Origin of the sequence: Campylobacter lari subsp. lari (assembly GCF_013372185.1) — a bacterium.
In the GTDB taxonomy this organism is placed as follows: Bacteria; Campylobacterota; Campylobacteria; order Campylobacterales; family Campylobacteraceae; genus Campylobacter_D; species Campylobacter_D lari.
Genome location: NZ_CP053830.1, coordinates 976514 through 997446 on the forward strand (window position 1 = coordinate 976514; position 20933 = coordinate 997446).

The 20933-nt window shown below is 28.9% G+C and carries 20 protein-coding genes and 1 pseudogene; 6 read left to right on the forward strand and 15 right to left on the reverse strand.

Going from position 1 to position 20933, the window contains the following annotated elements; genetic code table 11:
* Nucleotides 1-13 precede the first annotated feature (13 nt).
* Both CLLT_RS05170 and rpe read right to left on the reverse strand, forming a co-directional pair.
* Nucleotides 14-778 carry a 3'-5' exonuclease gene (locus CLLT_RS05170; protein WP_070256702.1) on the reverse strand — a complete coding sequence of 255 codons (765 nt, stop codon included), beginning with the start codon at nt 776-778 and terminating at the stop codon, nt 14-16.
* The gene (gene rpe / locus CLLT_RS05175; RefSeq protein WP_012661733.1) at nt 775-1422 is read right to left on the reverse strand and encodes a ribulose-phosphate 3-epimerase; all 648 of its coding nucleotides are present in this window, start codon (nt 1420-1422) and stop codon (nt 775-777) included. The genes CLLT_RS05170 and rpe overlap by 4 nt, the downstream gene beginning before the upstream one ends.
* A 143-nt stretch (nt 1423-1565) precedes the next feature.
* On the opposite strand from rpe, the gene rpmB reads away from it, so the two are divergent.
* From rpmB to CLLT_RS08060, 5 genes and pseudogenes are all read left to right on the forward strand, one after another.
* Nucleotides 1566-1760, forward strand: coding sequence for a 50S ribosomal protein L28 (gene rpmB, locus CLLT_RS05180; RefSeq protein ID WP_039618647.1), 195 nt, complete (start codon nt 1566-1568; stop codon nt 1758-1760).
* Nucleotides 1761-1785: 25 nt separating this feature from the next.
* Nucleotides 1786-2913, forward strand: a complete 1128-nt coding sequence (locus CLLT_RS05185) for a potassium channel family protein (RefSeq protein ID WP_039628518.1) — start codon at nt 1786-1788, stop codon at nt 2911-2913.
* Between the two features lie 47 nt (nt 2914-2960).
* Nucleotides 2961-3176, forward strand: a complete 216-nt coding sequence (locus CLLT_RS05190) for an HP1242/YdcH family protein (protein ID WP_039618650.1) — start codon at nt 2961-2963, stop codon at nt 3174-3176.
* 428 nt (nt 3177-3604) lie between these two features.
* Nucleotides 3605-3895 (forward strand): annotated as a pseudogene (locus CLLT_RS08055) (methyl-accepting chemotaxis protein); the annotation flags it as partial.
* Nucleotides 3896-3970: 75 nt separating this feature from the next.
* A complete protein-coding gene (locus tag CLLT_RS08060; RefSeq protein ID WP_374707842.1) occupies nt 3971-4336 on the forward strand; it encodes a CZB domain-containing protein in 366 nt (121 codons plus the stop codon).
* 10 nt (nt 4337-4346) lie between these two features.
* On the opposite strand, the gene CLLT_RS05200 is transcribed toward CLLT_RS08060, so the two are convergent.
* The 3 genes from CLLT_RS05200 to groES all read right to left on the reverse strand — a co-directional run bounded on the left by CLLT_RS05200 (nt 4347) and on the right by groES (nt 6948).
* The gene (locus tag CLLT_RS05200; RefSeq protein WP_012661738.1) at nt 4347-4916 is read right to left on the reverse strand and encodes an NUDIX hydrolase; all 570 of its coding nucleotides are present in this window, start codon (nt 4914-4916) and stop codon (nt 4347-4349) included.
* A gap of 120 nt (nt 4917-5036) precedes the next feature.
* The gene (gene groL / locus CLLT_RS05205) at nt 5037-6674 is read right to left on the reverse strand and encodes a chaperonin GroEL (RefSeq protein WP_070256698.1); all 1638 of its coding nucleotides are present in this window, start codon (nt 6672-6674) and stop codon (nt 5037-5039) included.
* Nucleotides 6675-6687: 13 nt separating this feature from the next.
* Nucleotides 6688-6948 (reverse strand): co-chaperone GroES, encoded by a 261-nt coding sequence (groES, locus tag CLLT_RS05210; protein ID WP_012661740.1) that lies wholly within the window; start codon nt 6946-6948, stop codon nt 6688-6690.
* Nucleotides 6949-7110: 162 nt separating this feature from the next.
* Here groES and CLLT_RS05215 point away from each other — a divergent pair, with 162 nt between their 5' ends.
* Nucleotides 7111-9654: a hypothetical protein gene (locus CLLT_RS05215; protein WP_074691738.1), complete on the forward strand. Its 2544-nt coding sequence runs from the start codon at nt 7111-7113 to the stop codon at nt 9652-9654.
* A gap of 29 nt (nt 9655-9683) precedes the next feature.
* Here CLLT_RS05215 and hpf read toward each other — a convergent pair whose 3' ends face one another.
* From hpf to CLLT_RS05265, 10 genes are all read right to left on the reverse strand, one after another.
* On the reverse strand, nt 9684-10202 hold the full coding sequence (gene hpf, locus CLLT_RS05220; protein WP_074691735.1) for a ribosome hibernation-promoting factor, HPF/YfiA family: 519 nt from the start codon (nt 10200-10202) through the stop codon (nt 9684-9686).
* An 80-nt stretch (nt 10203-10282) separates the two neighbouring features.
* Nucleotides 10283-10963 (reverse strand): 3-methyladenine DNA glycosylase, encoded by a 681-nt coding sequence (locus CLLT_RS05225; protein WP_074691732.1) that lies wholly within the window; start codon nt 10961-10963, stop codon nt 10283-10285.
* The gene (gene mfd, locus CLLT_RS05230) at nt 10960-13899 is read right to left on the reverse strand and encodes a transcription-repair coupling factor (RefSeq protein WP_074691729.1); all 2940 of its coding nucleotides are present in this window, start codon (nt 13897-13899) and stop codon (nt 10960-10962) included. Before mfd ends, CLLT_RS05225 begins: the two co-directional genes overlap by 4 nt.
* Nucleotides 13889-14293 carry a bactofilin family protein gene (locus CLLT_RS05235; RefSeq protein WP_070256690.1) on the reverse strand — a complete coding sequence of 135 codons (405 nt, stop codon included), beginning with the start codon at nt 14291-14293 and terminating at the stop codon, nt 13889-13891. Before CLLT_RS05235 ends, mfd begins: the two co-directional genes overlap by 11 nt.
* Entirely contained in the window at nt 14221-15132 is a 912-nt protein-coding gene (locus tag CLLT_RS05240) for a M23 family metallopeptidase (RefSeq protein ID WP_234944975.1), read from the reverse strand. Before CLLT_RS05240 ends, CLLT_RS05235 begins: the two co-directional genes overlap by 73 nt.
* A complete protein-coding gene (locus tag CLLT_RS05245) occupies nt 15119-16288 on the reverse strand; it encodes a Mur ligase family protein (protein ID WP_074691723.1) in 1170 nt (389 codons plus the stop codon). The genes CLLT_RS05240 and CLLT_RS05245 overlap by 14 nt, the downstream gene beginning before the upstream one ends.
* Nucleotide 16289: 1 nt before the next feature.
* Entirely contained in the window at nt 16290-17657 is a 1368-nt protein-coding gene (locus tag CLLT_RS05250; RefSeq protein ID WP_012661748.1) for a hypothetical protein, read from the reverse strand.
* Nucleotide 17658: 1 nt separating this feature from the next.
* Nucleotides 17659-18156 carry an LPS assembly lipoprotein LptE gene (gene lptE / locus CLLT_RS05255; RefSeq protein ID WP_012661749.1) on the reverse strand — a complete coding sequence of 166 codons (498 nt, stop codon included), beginning with the start codon at nt 18154-18156 and terminating at the stop codon, nt 17659-17661.
* On the reverse strand, nt 18153-20582 hold the full coding sequence (gene leuS / locus CLLT_RS05260; RefSeq protein ID WP_074691721.1) for a leucine--tRNA ligase: 2430 nt from the start codon (nt 20580-20582) through the stop codon (nt 18153-18155). Before leuS ends, lptE begins: the two co-directional genes overlap by 4 nt.
* 8 nt (nt 20583-20590) lie before the next feature.
* On the reverse strand, nt 20591-20932 hold the full coding sequence (locus tag CLLT_RS05265) for a DUF6394 family protein (protein WP_012661751.1): 342 nt from the start codon (nt 20930-20932) through the stop codon (nt 20591-20593).
* Between the last annotated feature and the right edge of the window lies 1 nt (nt 20933).

Consider the following 20933-nt stretch of genomic DNA (forward strand, 5'->3'; position numbering starts at 1 on the left):
TACAAAACAAAGTTTATTTTTTTATTTGATTTTTAGCTTGCTTGCTAAAATGTAACAATTCTTCAGTATTTTTAATGTAAAAAGGAATTTTTTTAAGACAATATTTTAAAATTTCACTTGCAGCCAAAGCATCACTTAAGGCCCTGTGATGCTTACTTTCAATACACAAAAACTCTTTTAGCGCATCAAGGCCGTATTTGGGACTTTCAATGCATTTTTTAGCTAAATCAATAGTACATAATCTTCTATTTAAAAGCACTCCAAAATCATTTTCATACATAGCTTTAGATATAAAATGATAATCAAAACGCACATTGTGTGCTACAAAAATGCTATCTTTTAAAAATAATTTAAAATTATTTAACACAGTTTTCAAAGAAGGAGCATTTTCTACCATATCTAAACTAATTCCAGTTAATTCTGTAATATTTTCAGGTATACTTTCTACTTTTACAAAACTCTCAAATCTATCAATTTCTTTATAGTTTTGAATTTTCACTGCGCCTATTTCTAAAATTTGACCACTTTTTATCCCACCAGTGCTTTCAATATCTACTACACAAAAAATCTCATCTTTTATTTTTGTATTTTTACTTTTTAAGCACAAGCAATTTTGTGCATTAAGCTCCACTCCTAGCCCTAAAAGCTCAAAAATATATAAATCAAACTCATAATGATTTAATTCTTCTATTTTTGCAAGTTCTTTTAAAACCCAAGGAAAAGATTTGTTTTCTTTACTTAGCTTGATGATTAAATCATCGATTTGTTGTTGGCTCAAAATTCAAGCTTTAAAGAATTAATTGCTGTTTTTTTATCTTGCGAGGAAAAGATATAACTACCTGCGACTAAAATATCAGCTCCTGCTTCATCTAAATCAGGCGCATTTAAACCATTTACCCCACCATCTACTTCTATAAAGACTTTAAGATTTTTCCTATCTATCATTTCTCTTAGCTGTCGAATCTTATCATACACTAAAGGTAAAAAATTTTGCCCACCAAAGCCTGGATTAACACTCATTAAAAGCACCATATCTACAAATTCTAAAATATGTTCTATACTTGAAACTGGAGTATGTGGATTTAAAACAATGGCGGGATGAATACCATTTTTTCTTATATACTCACACACTCTAATAGGATGATTTTCAGCTTCTATATGAAAGCTAATAAATTTTGGTTTTATTGGGATAAATAAATCTACAAAACTACTAACATTATGCACCATTAAATGCACATCTAAAGGCACTGAAGTAATTTTTGAAATATTTTCAATCACACAAGGACCAAAAGTAAGATTTGGTACAAAATGCCCATCCATCACATCAATGTGCAACAAATCAGCCCCTGCTTCACACACATCTTTAATCTCATTTTCCAAATTTAAAAAATTTGCAGACAATAAACTTGGTGCTACATACATTTCATATCTCCAATAAAAGTAAAAAAATAATTTTATCATACTTATTATCAAATTTTCTTTATGTATTTTTGGTAATATTTGAATTTTTTAAGCTTGTTTTAGATACAATGCTAAAAATTATTTTTATTTCATAAGGAAAATTTATGTCAAGAATTTGCCAAATTACAGGAAAAGGACCTATGGTAGGTAACAATGTTAGCCATGCTAACAATAAAACTAAAAGACGCTTTTTGCCAAATTTAAGAACAGTTCGTATCACCTTAGAAGATGGAACTACTAGAAAAGTTAGAGTAGCTGCTTCAACTTTAAGAACACTTAAAAAACAAAGCGGTAAATAATCCTTAATATAAACGAGGAATTGTTATGTCTTTTTTAAAAAAGCTACAAAAATTCCTCAATTGGTCCCCATCCCCAAAACCTTCGATTAATCTCAATGATGAGCTTTATGAACAGCTTAAATTTTTAAGAATTCCTCTTATTGCTGTTGTAATGATGACATTAATTGGAGCTTTTGGCTATATGCTTACAAGTAATTACAACCTTAACGATGCTATTTATCAAGCTGGCATGACTTTTACCACTTTAGGTTATACTGAAGTTAATCCCATACCAACAGCAGGTAGAATTTTTACCGTTGTATATGTATTGTTGACTTTTACAATATTTACTTTTTGCATGGGTTTGGTAATAGAAATAGTAAAAAAAGGTGTTTTGTCTAAGATTATCAAGGAAAGAAGAATGCTTCATAAAGTTGCAAGATTAAAAAATCATTTTGTAATATGCTATCATAATGATTTTACCATTGAATTAGCACAGCAATTTAGAGAAAATCACATTCCTTTTGTTGTAGTTGATGAAGTTGAAAATTTTAGTGAGATTGCTGAAAAATATAACTATCCTTATTATATAGAAAGCGCGCCTCATACTAATACGGCCTTTTTAAAAACCAATCTTTCTAGTGCAAAAGGCGTAATAACCCTTAGTAATAACATAGCAGATAATATTGCTATCATCGCTTCAGTAAGATTATTTGAAAAAGAATTACAAAGAATTAATCCTTATTTTATATTAGCTAGCTCAAGCAATGAAGATGAGACAGAAAAACTGAAAAAACTTGGAGCTAATTCCATAGTTTCTGCCACAAAATTAGTCGCACAAAGACTTAGCGCAATGTCGGCAAGACCAGATATGGAAAATTTATTAGAAAATTATCTTTACAAAAAAAATAGCCCTATTGATTTAGAAGAAATAAAAATACCTGATGAATCATGGGTAAGATTTAAAAGATTAAAAGAAATACACTTAAGAGATATGGCAAATGTGAGTATAGTAGGAATTATAGAAAATAAAAAATTCACTCCCATGCCAAGAGGCGATACTCTAATAAGTACAGGGGCAAAATTACTACTTGTTGGCACAGCTGATAGTATAAAAATAGCTAAAAAAATCATCAAAAATAAACAAAAACCTGATGAGTTAAAATATATTTAACTTATTTTAAGCTATAATCAAACACCAATTTAAAAAAGGAGGCTAACATGCTACACGAATTTAGAGATCTAATTACTGAATTAAAAGGTAAGGATTTACATTTTGATAAGCTTTTTGAAGAACACAATGAGCTTGATCATAAAATCAAAGACGCAGAAGAAGGCAGAATTCATCTAGATAGCTTAGAAATAGCTAATCTAAAAAAAGAAAAATTGAGACTAAAGGATGAGTTAAACACTTATTTATCAAATTATAAAAAATAATTCTCTGTAAAATTTATATTCAAGGATAAAACATGTTTGGAAAAAAAACCAGCCAAAAGCAGGAAGTTGAAGACTTACAAAATAAAATCAGGGAATTAGAAGAAGAAAATAAAAAACTTCTTTTAGAAAAACAAGAGTTAATTGAAAAAAATAAAAAAGAATTAGAAAACAATTGCGGAAAAACTGAACTTGAAACCCATCTTTTAGAAATGCTCTTAAATGGCGTTTTAAAAGGAATTGCGAATGTACAAAGCGATATGCAAGAAAATGTTAATAAAGCAGAGATGATTTCTCAGTACTCTGATTCATCATTAAAAGATATGCAAGAATTAAATGCAATTACACATTCAATCATATCCTCACTTCAAAGCATTATTGAATCAGCCAATCGCTCAAGAGATACAGCGGGTAATTTACACCGTAGCGTTGATGAGATTACTAATGTTATAAATTTAATCAAGGATGTGTCTGATCAAACCAATTTATTGGCACTAAATGCTGCTATTGAAGCTGCACGTGCTGGAGAGCATGGTCGTGGTTTTGCTGTTGTTGCTGATGAAGTTAGAAAACTTGCCGAAAAAACACAAAAAGCAACTTCTGAAGTAGAATTAAATATTAATCTATTAAAACAAAATGCAGATGAAATGTATGGACAAAGTGAACAAGTAGAAAAAGTGTCATTAGAATCAAATGAACATATTATAAAATTCTCTAGTAATTTTGCTCAATTAATTTCTAATGCAAATTCAACTAGTTCACACGCAAAAAGCATTGCTTCTGAAATTTTTGTTTCTTTGGCCAAGCTAGATCATGTTGCTTTTAAACTTAACGGCTATAACGAAATCATTCACGCCTCAGGCAAAACACTTTCTGATCATTTAAGTTGTAGACTTGCAAAATGGATTGCAGGTGTAGGCAAAGAAAGATTTTCTAGCGGAAGAGCTTTTGGTAAATTAAACTTACCACACCAGAAAGTACATGAAAATATTAACCAAGCTATAGCCTTAGCACATAATGAAAACACAGGTAATGAATTAGTTCAAAATCAAATTTTAGATAAATGTTCTAATGCCGAAAAAGCCTCCGAAGATTTATTTGTAATCTTTAAAGAAATGCTTGATGAAAAAGACCCAAACATTGAAAATAAAGAAGAAAAATAAAAGGTAAGATTTAATTCTTACCTTTAAACCATAAATACGCATATTCGAGTAAAGGGGTTTTAATAGGGTTCTCTTTAGAAAATTGCTCATAGTCTTTTCTTTTTATCCAAATAGCCTGAATATCCTCTCCATCAATTCCACCGCCATGACCAGTTTTATCATCTTCGGTAATTTCAGCATAAAATAAAAACTGTCTACTTACACCAGAACCAAAACCTGTGTAAAACTCTCCTATTTTTTCTACAAGTTTAGGAGCATAACCTAGTTCTTCAATACATTCTTCTTTAGCTATTCTCTCTAAGCTCAAATTTTTATCTACAAGCCCTGAACAAAGCTCTATACTAAAGCCCATTTCATCTACTTGCAAATGATTGCGTTTTTGATAATCCCACAAAGGAATTCTAAACTGCTTTACAAAAACAAAAGAATCTTTTTGAGTATGATATAAAAAAACAGAAACACTATCTAATGCTTCTATAAAATCCCAAGTATATTTTTTATTATCTTTGCCTATATAAGTATATCTTTTAGGTTTAATGTATTTTGAATTGGAAAATTGATCTTCTTGTAAATTTTTCATGTAAAATCCTTATAATTTTACATCTATTATAACAAAAATAAAAATCAGTGCAGAAAAATAAAAAATCAAGAGTGAGTTGCTTTATATAAAAAGCAACTCAAAAGCAACAAAAAGATGGTATTACATCATACCACCCATGCCTCCCATGCCTCCCATGCCACTCATATCAGGCATAGCAGGTTTATCTTCTTTAATTTCACTAATTGTAGCTTCAGTTGTTAAAAGCATGCTAGCTACTGAAACTGCATTAAGTAAAGCCACTCTTTCTACTTTAACAGGATCAATGATACCGCTTTCAAGCATATTTACATATTCACCTTTTGCAGCATCAAAGCCAGTGTTTTCTTCTTTACTATTTTCTACTGTATTTACAACTACACCAGCATCAAATCCAGCATTTTCAGCAATTTGTCTTAAAGGTGCTCTTAAAGCTCTTTCTACAATAGCTGCACCAATAGCCTCATCACCTTGTAGATTTAAACTGATTTTTGATTTTGCCTTGATTAATGCAGCACCACCGCCTATTACTATACCTTCTTCAACAGCAGCTTTTGTAGCACTTAGCGCATCATCAACTCTATCTTTTTTCTCTTTCATTTCAGTTTCTGTAGCAGCACCAACTTTAATTACTGCTACACCACCACTTAATTTAGCAAGTCTTTCTTGTAATTTTTCTCTATCATAATCTGAACTTGTTTCAGCAATTTGAGCCTTAATTTGGTTGATTCTTGCATCAATATTTGCTTTCTCACCTGCTCCATTTACAATAGTTGTATTATCTTTATCAATAATCACGCTTGAAGCTTGACCTAAATCTTGGATACTAGCACTTTCTAAAGTTCTTCCAAGCTCTTCAGAAATCACTTCACCACCTGTTAAAATAGCAATATCTTCAAGCATAGCTTTTCTTCTATCACCAAATCCAGGAGCTTTAACTGCTGAAATATTTAAAACACCTCTTAATTTATTTACAACTAAAGTTGCTAAGGCTTCACCTTCAATGTCTTCAGCTATAATTAAAAGCGGTTTTCCTGTTTTTTGAATTTGTTCTAAAATTGGTAATAAGTCTTTTAAGTTAGCAATTTTTTTATCAAATAACAAAATAAATGGATTTTGTAATTCAGCTGTCATTTTTTCAGTATTTGTAATGAAATATGGGCTTAAATAACCTCTATCAAATTGCATACCTTCAACTACATTTAATTCATCATTGATTGATTTTGCTTCTTCAACAGTAATAACACCATCTTTTCCAACTTTTTCCATAGCATCAGCGATTAAATTTCCGATTTTCTCATCTGAATTTGCAGAAATTGTTGCAACTTGAGCGATTTCTTTTTTATCTTTAACTTCACGAGAAAGTTTTTTAAGTTCAGCTACTATAGCTTCACAAGCTTTATCCATACCTCTTTTAACTTCGATAGGATTAGCACCTGCTGTAATATTTCTCAAACCTTCTTTAAAAATAGCATGAGCTAAAACAGTTGCAGTTGTAGTTCCATCACCTGCTTGATCAGCTGTTTTACTAGCTACTTCTCTAACTAAAGAAGCACCCATATTTTCCAAAGAATCTTTTAATTCTACTTCTTTAGCCACACTCACCCCATCTTTTGTGATAGTTGGAGCACCAAAACTTTTTTGGATTAATACATTACGACCGCGTGGTCCCATAGTAACTTTTACTGCATCATTAAGTTTTTTAACACCTTCATAAAGTTTATTTCTTGCTTCATCTGAAAAAAATATTTCTTTTGCCATTTTTTATCCTTTTTTATTTAATAATCCCTAAAACATCTTCAATATTAAGAACTAAATACTCTTCATTATCAAGTTTAATTTCAGTTCCACCGTATTTTGCAAACATTACTTTATCATTTACTTTAACATCTTCTATTTCTTTGCTTACTGCAGCAACTTCACCATTTAATGGTTTTTCTTTAGCATTATCTGGTATAATAATCCCAGAAGCAGTGGTTTTCATTTCTTCTAAGCGTTTTACCAAAATGCGCTTTCCTAGAGGTTGAAAATTCATTTTTTATCCTTTCTAAAATGTGCCATTTTTAGCACTCTTTGTTTTTGAGTGATAGAATTATACATTAAAGAAAGTTAATTGTCAATAAATTAAGTAAAATATATCATATATATTTAGTCTATATCACTAAATTTATATGATATATTATTATAAAGGTTTCTTATGAAAAAAATTCTTTACATTCTTTTAGGCGTAGTATGTGTGGCATTATTAGCTATATATACATTATTATTTACAAGCATAGGCAATGCTTTTTTAAAGCCAAGAATCGAAACGATTATTGCTCAAAAAAGCGGCATGAATGTTAAATTTGAAAATTTTAAAATTAGTTTTTCACAACTTGACATTAAAGCAAATATTGATAATAAATTTTTTGCTAACATAGAAGGTGGTATATCACCTTTAAGACTAGGATTTGATTTAAACTATCTTTTAGGACTTAAACAAAATTATATTCAAGAACTTGGTTTAAAAAGTGATAAAGATTTTACATTTAAAGGTGATGTTGTAGGTAAAAGTAGTGATTTTTCAGTAAAAGGTAATGGATTTTTGTTTGATTCTAATCTTAGTTTAGCTGCAAACATCGTCGATTTTTCTCCTATAAATCTTGAATTTATTGGAAAAAATATAGATTTGGCCCAAATTTTAGATTTTGCCAATCTACCAAGATATGCTCAAGGAAAAATTAGTATTATAAGCGATATACAAGCTAAAGATTTAAAACCCAATGGTAATGCTTTGATTAATTTTTACACAAGTTCTATCAACAATACTCTCATTGAAAAAGATTTTAATCTAAGCTTACCAAAACAAAGCCATATAAAAGGTGAGATAAGATCTTTAATCCAAAACAATGAAGTTATTTCTAAAAGTGAAATTTTAAGCAACTTCTTCAAACTTTATACACAAAAAAGTATTTATGATATAGCAAAACAAAGCTTAACTAGTGATTTTGATATCAAAATAGATGATTTTAATCAATTTTCATCTTTGGCTAAAATGAAACTCCAAGGCAAAAGTCAAATTCAAGGTAATTTACTTTTTGCAAGCAGTCAATTGCAAAAATTAGATGCTAACTTGCTTGGATTTGGTGGCAATTTAAAAGCTATTTTAGAAAATAATAATCTTAATATCAATACAACTAATATAGAAGTAGCAGAGCTTTTAAAGACTATCTCTATGCCTGCTTTTATTAATTCTAAATTAATTTTAGATTTAAAGACACAAGGGCTTGATTTTAAAAATTTCAATCTAAATGCTAGGTTAAACAATGCAAATATAAATGTTGTAGAATTTAAAAAACTAAGCAATCTTGATTTTCCAAAAACAACTTTTAACTTACAAGCTAAAGCAAATGCAAAAAATTCTTTGATTGATTATGAAGCTTTACTTGATTCAAACATAGTAAAAATACCTCAACTAAAAGGCTCGTATAATCTTACAAACAAAGACTTAAAAGCACAAATTAGTGCTTTTATAGATAATCTTAATAGATTAAAACCTTTAACCAAACAAGATCTCAATGGGCCTTTAAATTTAGATGCCAAAGTTGATCTTAAGGCAAATCAAATTCAAAATCTTGATGCAAATATTAAAATCATGCAAGGGCTTATCAATGCAAAATCTAATGGAAAAAGTTTACAAGCAAAGGTTGATAATATAAAATTAGAACAACTTTTCCCTTTAATAGGACAAAAAGTTTTAGCATTTGGTGATGTAAATGCTGACATTGACTTAAAAACACTTGATTTTAACAATATTAATGGTGATTTTAAAGCCATTATTAATTCTTCTTTTAATGAAGTAGAATTATCTAAGCTTTTAGAGAAAAAATTTCCAAAGAATACTTCAGCAAAAATCAATCTTGATGGAAAAATTTCTAAATCAATCATTGATTTTAACGCTAAAGCCCTAAGTTCATTTGCAAATATTAATTCACTAAAAGGAAAATTTGATCTTAATCAAATGGCTCTAGCAAGTACTTATAATATTTCATTGCAAGATTTTTCTAAGTTAGGATTTTTAGTCGATAGAAACTTAAAAGGTAAGGCTGATTTTGAAGGAAAATTTGATTTTAAAAACGCTTTAATAGATGCAAGCGTTAATAGTAAAAATATATTTAATGGATCATTAAATGCAACTTTAAAAAATAATATTTTTAACGCTAAAATGCAAAATACCGATCTTTCAAATTTAGCTCAAAGTTTAGATTTGCCTGATTATTACCAAGCAAAATCAAATTTAAGTATTGATTATAATCTTTTAAAAGAAAGTGGTGTGGTGCTAATGAACTTAGCCGATGGGCAACTTAAGAAAAACCTCATCACAAGTGCTTTAATGCTACTTTTACAAAAAGATATCACTCAAGATGTATATCGCAACGGTGAAGCTAAAATAAATATCAATAAAAATCTCATAGATTTAAATTTAAACCTAGTGGCTGATAGAAGCAATATAAACATCAGCAAAGGCAAAATTGATACAAAAAGTACTAAATTAAACATTCCTTTTAATATCGTTATTGATAGAGCAAATTTTAAAGGCATTATAAAAGGAACAACACAAGATCCTAAAGTAAGTCTTGATACAAAAAGTGTTGTAAATTCTATTGTTAATACAATAGGTGGAAATGCTAGTGATGGTGCTAAAAATACAGGTAAAAAAGTAGATCAGGCAATAGATAGAATCTTTAATAAACTCTTCTAATACATCTAGCCTTAAAAAGGCTAGATTTTTTAAAATAAACCAAATTTACCATCTTTTTTCTTATATAATACCCTCATTTTTGCATCTATGTCATTAAAAACTAAAAATATATCTTTACTTGCTTTTAGCTTTTCTAGTGCTTCTTCAATTTCTAAAGGTTTATATAGCTCAAGTTCTATTGGAACTATCTCATCTTCTTCAATCACACTTGGCAATACTAAATTTTCTTTTATCTCATCTTGGTGCTTATGGGTAATATTTTTATCATGCAATCTTCTTAAAACCTTAGAAATTCTATCAATAGCTAAATCTATAGCAGCATATAAGTCTTTATCCTTTTGCTTTACAACCACTGTATTAATACCAGCTAAGTTAATGCTAAATTCAGCCCAAAATCCTTTCTTTCCATGTCTTTCATCAGCACTTATAACACAACGCGCAGAAATCACATCTAAGCCATATTTACTTAAAGCATCAAAGCTTTTTTCCACATACTCTTTTATAGACTCAGTTAGCTCAAATTGCTTTCCAACTATACTTGTATTCATTACTTCTCCTTTTTATGAAGTTAAATACATTATAGCACTTTAATCGTAAAAAAAATTAACTTTTTAAATAAAAAATAAATTTAAAATTTTAAAGGATCTAAAATAAGCTCACCATCTGCTGAAAGTTTTTTACCTTGAAAGTGTGTTTTACAAAAAGAAACAATCAAAGCATGAAAAATTTGATAAAGCTCATATAATTTGCATTCTTTTTTTAATAAAACATTTAATTCGTTTTGATTTTTGGCTATATCTTTTTTAAAAAATTCAGCTAGCTCATCATAGCTTTGATACTCACAGCCTAAATAGTTAGCTATTTTTGCACTATATGCATCTACGACCAAAACTTCTTTTTTGCAAACATAATTTAAAATTCCATCAGCACTTTCTTGACCCAAACCTTTAACACCTAAAAGCCATTCTCTATCTACTTCTTCTTTAAAAAACTCAAAAGAATTAAAATCTTGAAAATATTTTTGAGTAAAATTTTTAATATATTTTGCTTTAGTATTATAAAATCCACTTGGTTTTATTAAAAGCGCTAAATCTTGAGTATTTAAATTTAATAAATCTTCTATCTTAGTAATATTTGCTTGTTTTAAATTTATCAAAGCCTTTAAAACATTTTGCCATTTTGTATTTTGGGTTAAAATTACTGAAATTAAAATTTCAAACTCGCTTAAAGTATTATTTTCTAACCATTCAAAATCTTTATAGTCAATATTTGCATTAACTAAAGCTTTAAAAATTTCATAACCACTCATACTTTTTCACTCTTTCTTAAATGCATCAACACAGCCTCGATCACATCATCATCATCTTTACTTTTTGCTTTTATAACTTCTTTACTATCATCATCTTTTACAAAACAAATATTTTGCTCATAATTGCTCACTAGTTTATAATGCTTGCTAGCTAAAATTTTTATGATAATTAGGTCTAAAAATTGCTTAGTGAAAATATCAGGCTTGCCAAAGCGATCATTCATCTCACTTTCTATTTCATATACTTCATTTACGCTCATGCATTTACTAAGTCTTCTATAAAGCTCTAACCTCAAGCGATCCTCGCTAATATATTCACTATTTAAAAAAGCATTAATATTTAATTTTAAATCTATTTTTTTCTCTTTAATTTCTTCTTTTTTGCTTAGCTTATTAATCTCATCTTCAAGCATTTTAAGATACAAACTATAGCCAATTTGCTCTATATGCCCACTTTGATCTACACCTAATAAATTTCCACCCCCACGAATTTCTAAATCATGATAAGCAAGCACGCTTCCTGAACCCAAATAAGAATTGCTTTCTAAACTTGTAAGTCTTTTTAGAGAATCTTTTGTGATTTTTTCTTTATCTTCAATTAAAAAATAACAATATCCTTGCTTAGCACTACGCCCCACTCGTCCTCTAAGTTGATGTAAATCAGCCATACCAAAACGATCTGAATTTTCTACTATGATAGTATTTGCATTTGCAAGATCAATACCACTTTCAACTATAGAAGTACAAAGCAACAAATCATATTCTTTATTTTCAAATTTAAGCATTTGTTCTTCTGTAGTTTTTGCATCAATTTTTGAATGCAAGATTAAAATTTTTAAATTTGGAAATAAATCTAAAAGGTATTTTTTACACCCATCAATACTTGCTATATGATTGTGTATATAAAAAATTTGCCCTGCTCTTCTTAATTCTCTAGAAATAGCTTCTTTAATCAAAGCATCATTACTTTCTCTTACAAAGGTTCTTACATCTAAACGATCCTCAGGTGGAGTTTGTAAAATGCTATATGATTTTAAAGAACTAAGAGCTTGATTTAAGCTTCTTGGTATAGGCGTTGCTGACATAGATAAAATATGGGAGTTTTTACTTAATTCTTTGAGTTTTTCTTTTTGTTTTACACCAAATTTATGCTCCTCATCTATCACAACTAAACCTAAATTTTCACACTCAACCCCTAAAAGAGAATGCGTTCCAACCACTACACAAGGTTTATTTTCTTTTAAAATTTGCAAAATTTGCTTTTTTTCTTTGGCACTAGTAAAGCGATCGAGCTTAAAAACTTCTATATTAAATGGATCAAATCTTTTTTTTAAGGTTTTAAAATGCTGGGCTGAAAGTAAAGTAGTTGGTATAAAAAACAAAGCTGTATAGCCACTTTTTACACAAGTAAATATAGCATTCATTGCAATTTCAGTTTTACCAAAGCCCACATCACCACTTAAAAGCCTATCCATTACTTGAGAACTTTTTAAATCTTGAGTGATTTCTTGACAAACTTGACTTTGATCTTTAGTGTAAAAAAATCCCGCCTTATTGATAAATTCATCTTGTAATTCTTGAGAAATTTTTAATTCTTTTGCTTTTATCAAAGCTCTAGCTGCTGCCAAAGAAACTATATTTGAAGCAATGGCAAATAATTTTTCTTTTAATCTTTCTTTGATTTTTAGAAAACTTCCTTTTCCAAGCTTATCAAGCAAAGGCACACCACCACTTGCGCCGATATATTTATCAATCATATACAAATTTTCAACAGGCAATAAAAGCTTATCATTATTTAAATACCCAAGAGCTACAAATTCTTTTTTTGCTCCTGCAATTATAATAATCTCAAGACCTAAAAATTTAGCTATACCATAATCTTCATGTACAACAAAATCCCCGACTCTAAGCTCATCTATTACCAAACTTGCTTTTCTAATTCTTTTATTTTTTTCTTTTTTATTTAAAGAAATAATAAGCTCATCTTGAGTGATTAGATTGACTCTTTCTTGAGATATTTTTAATTTAATATTTGAAAATTCTTGTAAATTCAAAGCTTTAAACAAAGCTTCATTTTTTGTCAAAATAGTAATTTTTTTATCTTTATGAAAAGTGAAAAAATCATGATTGTAAGAACTTACTAAATCTTTATAAAATCTTGGTTCAGGTAAAATATTTTGATTAATTTTGCTAATATCTTCTTCAAAATCATTTATATCAAATTTTTTTATGCTTACGAAATTTAAATCTGAATAATCACAAAAATCATCAATACACCAAAAACCTAAAGAATTAACATCATTGATAATGCTTTGACTTTGAAAATTTTGAATTTTTTCTTGTAGATTTTCATATTCTTCTTGATTAAAAGCATTTAAAAATGGACAAATCTCAATTTTTGAAAGTTCATTTGGGATTGATTTTTGTGTATGAATATCAAAATATCTTATGCTTTCTATCTCATCTGAAAAAAGCAAAATTCTAAAAGGTTGCTCTTCATTAATTGCAAAAATATCTATAATATCCCCGCGTATTGAAATCTCACCCTTATCTTGAACTATATCAACAAATTCATACCCACTATGTAAAATTTCTTCTTTAAATTTCTCTAAAGCAAGAAGTGAATTTCTTTTAAGAATAATATTTTTTAGATGCTTTTTTCCAGGGAGTTTTTGCAAAATTGTTTTTATAGGAGAAATTAAAATTTTATTTTCATCTTCTTTATGATAAGCATTTAAAACTTTACAAATTTCAAAAAGCTCTTTAGAAAAAGAGCGCAAGTCACTGCCAAATTCTGCTCTAAAATCAGGCAAAACGAAAGTTTTTAATTTTAAAAACAGACAAACCTGAGCTAATTCATCTGCTTCTTTATCATTCTCACAAACTATTAACTCAGCTTTGTTGCTTAATAAATATTCATATAATTTAGCTTGCATTTTCTGAATTTTCTATGCTCACATCAATAGTTGTAAGCTCTTCATCTTTTTCGATTATTTTACTACTTCCATTAAATTTTCCACCATTTTCAATGCTTAATTGTTTAACTATAATATTACCATTAAGCACACCACCGGATAAAATTTCTAAAGAATCAACTTGCATTTCTCCTTCAAAAACCCCATTAATCACTATCTTGTTTGCCTTAACTTGTCCTTTTAAAACACCACTTTTGCCTATTACTATCACATTAGAAGAATCAATCACACCTGTAATCTCTCCATCTAAATGAAGCATAGAGTCAAAATAAAATTTTCCTTCTATTTTTGCTCCGTTTGAAATGACTGTAGTTTCGGATACTGTAGCAATAGAGCCTTTATTAAAGATTGCCATGGAACTCTCCTTTCTTTATCAAATATTTGTTCATAATTTTTCTGGTTTAAATCTATAAAAATTTTAGGGTCTAAAAGTTTATTAATAAATCTAACCTCATAATGTAAATGTGGCCCCGTAGAAAGACCGGTATTTCCTGTATATCCAAGCAAATCACCTTTTTTTACAAATTGTCCTGCTTTAACAACATCTTTACGCATCATGTGTGCATATACTGTTTTAAAGCCAAAATTATGGATCAAAATCACTGAATAACCATAACCGTTATTACTATATGCAGCATATTCAACCACTCCATTTGCCGGTGCATAAATGGGAGTATTTAAAGCTGCTCTTAAATCAATGCCTGGATGAAACTCTTTTTTATTTAATATAGGATGATGACGCCATCCAAAATTACCTGTGACTCCATTATCTTCTATCACATGACCATTTGGAATTTGTGTTAAAAATAAATAGGCTTGGTCATTAGTAAGTTTAACTTTTTCCAATCTTTCTGGTATATCTAAACCCTCATCTTGCTTTAAACCTAAATTTTCTTCAATGTCTGCAAGTTGAGTTTGAAGCTCATCATACAAGGCTGTTTTTTCATCTAGACTTTTTTGCATACTTTCATTTTGTGAAAATAATTTAGTATTTTTTGCTGACAATGTTTCTTGCTCTTTTAAAAGCTCTGAACGCTTAGTCGCTAAATAATTAATATACAAAGCACCCAAAACTATAACAACAAAAACAAAAGTAGTAAAATAAATAATTACTTTTTTTATGATCTGACTTAATAAAAAATGTCTAGAACCATTTACATCTGTGATAGTTAGCGTAAATTTATCTTTCATTATAGCCTCTTAAAAATTTTTCTACCAATACAAAAGAACCAAAAACTAAATACAACTCATCTTTTTTTATTTGTTCAAATTTTTGATAAGCAATATCTAATTTTTCTAAATTTTCTAGCAAAATAGGGCCTGCTAAAGGTCTATCTTTGCTTTCATACTCATAAATTTCAACTATTTTTATTATAGGCTTTAAAGCCCTTAAAATTTTATAAGAATCTTTATCCAAAAAGCAATTATAAACTAAATGAACTTTTTTTTCCTTGAAAATTTCAGCCAAAGCTAAAGCTGCCATTTCATTATGGCCTACATCAACAAAAATATTTTGACTTATTTGTTCACATCTTCCTTTTAAATCAAGTTTTGGTAGATTTTTGATACTTTGAATTAATTCTTTTTCATTTTTGGCACAAATTTTAGAAAAAGCTTCTAAGGCTAAAAAGAGATTATCTTTTAAAAAACTCGCTAAATTATATTTTTGGATATATTCTTGCACATAAGGATAAATAATTGTATTTTTATCTAGCGAGCTAATATTTAGACTAGCTTGTTTTAAATTTGCTATTTTTTGAGCCAAATTTAATACTTTTGTTTCTTGCTTATGATTTATTAAAGCTTTAGCGCTCATGGCTTTTAATTTTGTTCTTGCTATTTCCTCTAAGTTTTTACCTAGTAAATCTTGATGATCAAAACCTATTTTAGTAAAAACACTAAAATCTATCTCAAAAACACTTGTAGCATCGTATTCTCCACCTACTCCAGCTTCTAAAATCACATAATCGCAATCTTTAAAAACAAAAAATGCTAAAAATGTAGCGTACTCAAAATAGCTAAGTTTTTTCACATCATCCAAAAAAACACCTTCTAATTCTTCGTGTGCTTTTTCTAAAAGTTCATTGCTTGCAATTTTACCATTTAACCAAAATCTTTCATTAAATTCAAAAATATGAGGACTAGTATAATGTCCTACTTTACATCCTTGCTCTAAGAGTAAAAGCGCTAAAAATCTGCCTATGCTTCCTTTGCCATTAGTACCAATAATTTGAATATTTTTAGTTTTTGGGATAAATTTTTTATATTTTTCATACATACTAAACATAAAAAATCTACTGATTTTTTGTACATGCATAGTTTTTTGTGAAAGTATTTGCTGGAATTTCATACTAAGCTTTTTGCATTAATTCTTTTAAAATATCGCCATCTGGAAATTCTTTTTTTTCTATACAAGAAGATGATAAAACAAGCCTAACTACTTCTTCCTTGTAAATAAATTTGTAATCATCTATAAGCTTCAAAGCTTTTTCTGTAAAGATTTGAGCATCCTCTAAGCTTTTACCCGGAAAAACGATTAAATAAGAACTTTCATCTAAAATCCAAATTTCAGCCAAATTTTTACATAAATCTTTGAGGATTTTTTTAAACTTCCCGCTAATAGTTTTAAAACTATCGATGCCATAGGCATTAATAACATGTTCTATATTATTAATTTTAAAGAAAGATAAAGCATAATTAACCGCATAAAGCTTATAATTTTCATCAAGTTTTTTAAGCTCTTGAGCAAGACTCCATTGCTCTCTTTGCTCATCATCGCTTGTAGCTTGAATTTGAGTTTTAATTTGAGCTATTTGCTCGTTTGCATATAAAAGTTTATCTTTTAATGTATCAAAATTAATCTGCACATTACCATTTTCATCTTTAGTTAAAGCATTGATAAATTTCACATCTTCTTGACTATTATCATAAAGCTTTGAAACCATTTCATTTAGGCTTTCTAAATGTTGATTGAAAAAAGAAAGATTTTTTTGTATATAGTATTTATCTATTGCTTCTTTTTTTTGTAGCATCAAACAATATTCATGTGCAAATTCTTTTCTAGCAATCAATCTAGGATTTTCTTTTAATTTTTGCTTAAATTGTTCTACCTCTTTACTCTCACCAAATAAAGGCTCCAAAGAAGCTAGTAAAAGTTCAGCTTGCTTTTCGTAAGAGCGTTCTTTTAACATAGTGATAAGTTTTTCTATTAAAGCATGAAAATCCAAAAAAGCTCGGATATTAAATTCTTCTAATTTTTTTAAAAGCTCTCCGTCTTCATAAGATTTTTCAAGTTCTTTCCATTTGGCTCTTAAAAGATATATGGTTTCTAAATCCATAGCCTGAGATAATCTGTGTTGAGTAATTTGAGCAAGCTCTTTGATTTTTTTATCTTTACTAATACTAAGTTGAGAAATGATTAAGCCAAGTAAAGCATAAACATCTTCATATTTTCTACTTACCTGTCTATTGAGTCTAGAGACTAAAAACATCAAAAACTCATCCATAGTTCGAATGCTCTTTCCTTTTAATTCTTGCTTGTAAGAATCATCTAAAAGGTTGGTATATTTTTCTATTCTAGCTTTATTTGAGCTCATCACTCCTGCTTTTTTAGCACACTCTTCAAACACCTCGCTATAATTTTCAGGAGTTGGATATAATTTACGCTCTTTTAATTTTATCAATGTTTCTTTTGCAATTTCATTGATATGACTTGCCATTTTATTTATAACCCCTAATAGCGATAATAGAAACAAATTCGTCAAAAGCTTCACTTGATGCATTTTTAATCGCTTCAAATCTAGCTTGATCACTAATAATAGAGTTTGGATTAATATCAAAATTATAACTTCCTTTAGTATTTACAATTTCCTCCTTGCCGTTTTTATAACGCAATGCAAATTCCAAATAAAGCTCTGCTTTATAATTAATCACATAACCATTTTTATCATAAACCATAGGATGAAATTCTAATTTTTTCATCGTAACTATAATAAAACTATCTGCATTATACTCATCTGTAATTTTTCTACCAAGCTTATTAAGCATAGCTTCTCTTAAAATATCTGTTATGTAAACACTGTTTTCAGGATCTTGTTTACTAATATTGATTTTTAAAAATACATTTTCACCTAAAACCCTACTTGCCATCTGCGAAGAGGGAATATACCCACAAGCTATGATGAAAAAAGCAAAAAATAACACTAGATATTTTTTCATTTAACCACCAAATTAACCAATTTCTTATCAATATAAATTTCTTTTACTATGGTTTTTCCCTCTAGCCATTTTGCAACATTTTCTTTAGCCAAAGCTAAAATCTCATCTTCTTTAGCTTCTGAATTTATTTCAATCTGTGCTCTTTTTTTACCATTAACACTAATAGCTATATTAAAACTATCTTTTATAAAAACTTCATCTTTTATTTTTAATACCTTAAAATTTTCACATTTAAACAAATACTCACTAAGTTCAAAACAAACATGAGGGATGATAGGCTCTAAAATATTTAAAATAATATAAAAAGCTTCTTTTGAAACTTCTTTATGATTTATAGCATTTAAGGCATTTAAAGCTTCCATACATGCAGCTATTAAGGTATTAAAGGCAAAACTTTCTTCATAAACTTCAAAAGATTTTTTCAAAGCTTCATATACTTTTAATCTAGCATATTTTTCTTCTTTGTTTAAGCTTTGATGATCAATTTCTTGTAATTTTCCACATTCTAAACTCATAGCTTTTTCATAAAGTCTATTGATAAATTTAAACGCACCTTCTAATGCACTGTCATTCCATTCAAGTTCTTTAGCAGGTGGTGCAGCAAATAAGATAAACAATCTTGCGCTATCTGCTCCGTATTTTTCTATAATATAATCAGGATCAACCACATTGCCTTTAGATTTACTCATCTTAGCACCATCTTTAGTAACCATTCCTTGGGTTAAAAGTCTATTAAAAGGCTCATCATCTTTTAAATAACCCAAATCTCTAAGTGCTTTTTGGAAAAATCTAGCATAGAGTAAATGTAATATCGCATGCTCAATCCCTCCAATATATTCATCAACATTCATCCAATAATCAACACTTTTTTCATCTACTGCTTTTTCTTGCCATGTTTTATCATCGCTTGCAAAACGCGCAAAATACCAAGAGCTTTCAAAGAAAGTATCTAAAGTATCGCTTTCCTTTTGTGCTTTTTTACCACATTTTGGACAAATGCACTCTTTCCATGTTTCATGCTTATCAAGTGGATTTCCTTCTCCATTTATCACCACATCTTCAGGCAAGGTAATAGGTAAATTTTCTATTTTTTGAGGAACTATGCCACAAGAATCACACTTAATCATTGGTACAGGAGCTCCCCAATATCTTTGTCTAGAAACACCCCAATCACGAATTTTAAAATTGGTAACCTTTTTACCAATACCCAAAGATTCAATTTTCAAACTAATTTTTTCTCTAGCATCATTACATTCTAGTTGATCAAATTCGCCACTACTAGTTAAAACTCCTTCTTTTAAAGTGTAGCATTGTGCGTCATTTTCATCTTTATAAATTACTTTTTTTATAGCCAAATTATAAGTTTTTGCAAACTCATAATCTCTTTCATCATGAGCAGGCACGCTCATAACAGCCCCACTACCATAATCACTTAAAACAAAATTAGCCACCCATAAAGGAATTTTTTCTTTACTTAGTGGATGGATTACATAAAGATTTAAAAAATATCCTTCTTTTGGCGCGGCTTGTCTTTGGCGGGGTGTTTGATTTTGTATATTCTGAATTTTAGCTATAACATCTTGATCTAGTAATTTTTTATCAATTAATTCATTTACTATTTCATGATCAGGTGCTAAAGCAATATAAGATACTCCATAAATAGTCTCAGCTCTTGTGGTAAAAACATTGATTTTTTTTGCACTGATTTTATTATTTTCTTCTATATCAAAATCAAAACTAAGCCCTGTGCTTTTACCTATCCAATTTTCTTGCATAGTTAAAACTTGACTTGGCCATTTTCCTTCTAATTTTTTAAGATCTTGCAATAATTCATCTGCATAAGCAGTGATTTTTACATAATATCCTGGCATTTTTTTTCTAATGACTTCATGTCCACAACGCCAACATTTACCATCTTCAACTTGCTCATTTGCTAAAACTGTTTTATCATTCTCACACCAATTAACTTCAGCTTCTTTAGTATAAATAAGTCCTTTTTCATACATTTTGATAAAAAATTCTTGCTCAAATTTAGTATATAAAGGATCAGAAGTAGCAAGCATTCTTTTTTTAGAAAAAGAAAAACCCAAAGAAGCAAGCTCATTTTGCATATAATCGATATTTTCATAAGTCCATTTTTTAGGATGGATACCATGTTTAATCGCAGCATTTTCAGCAGGCATACCAAAACTATCAAAACCTATAGGATGTAAGACATTAAAACCTTTTTTTCTATAATATCTTGCCATAGCATCGCCTATGCTATAGTTTCTCACATGTCCCATATGAATTCTACCACTTGGGTATGGAAACATAGATAAAATGTATTTTTTTGGTAAAGAAAAATCATCTTTTGGTTCAAAATATTCTTTTTCTTGCCAAATTTTTTGCCATTTTTTTTCTATTTTACCTGCTTCATATGCCATTTTAACTCCTAATTTTCTTCTTGATTTTTTACTGAATCAACTATAACTAAAATCATTGAAAAGATATTAGCTATCAAAGCACCAATTGCTAAAGTATAAACCATAACACTAGCTTCTGGATTAATTTGTATTAAAGCAAAAGCTGGAATTAAATGCAAATCAGCCACCAAAGAACTAGCAAATAATTCAGCTGCTAAGAAATTTCTAACTCCAATTTTCAATAAAGTAGAAATTAAATTCACACAAGCTGCAATAAATAAAGCAACTTCATTTTGATCATATAAAAATCCTGCGGTTGTAGTTAAGCTCATTAGAGCAAAAAAGATATAAATAACCTTACCCCAATTCATT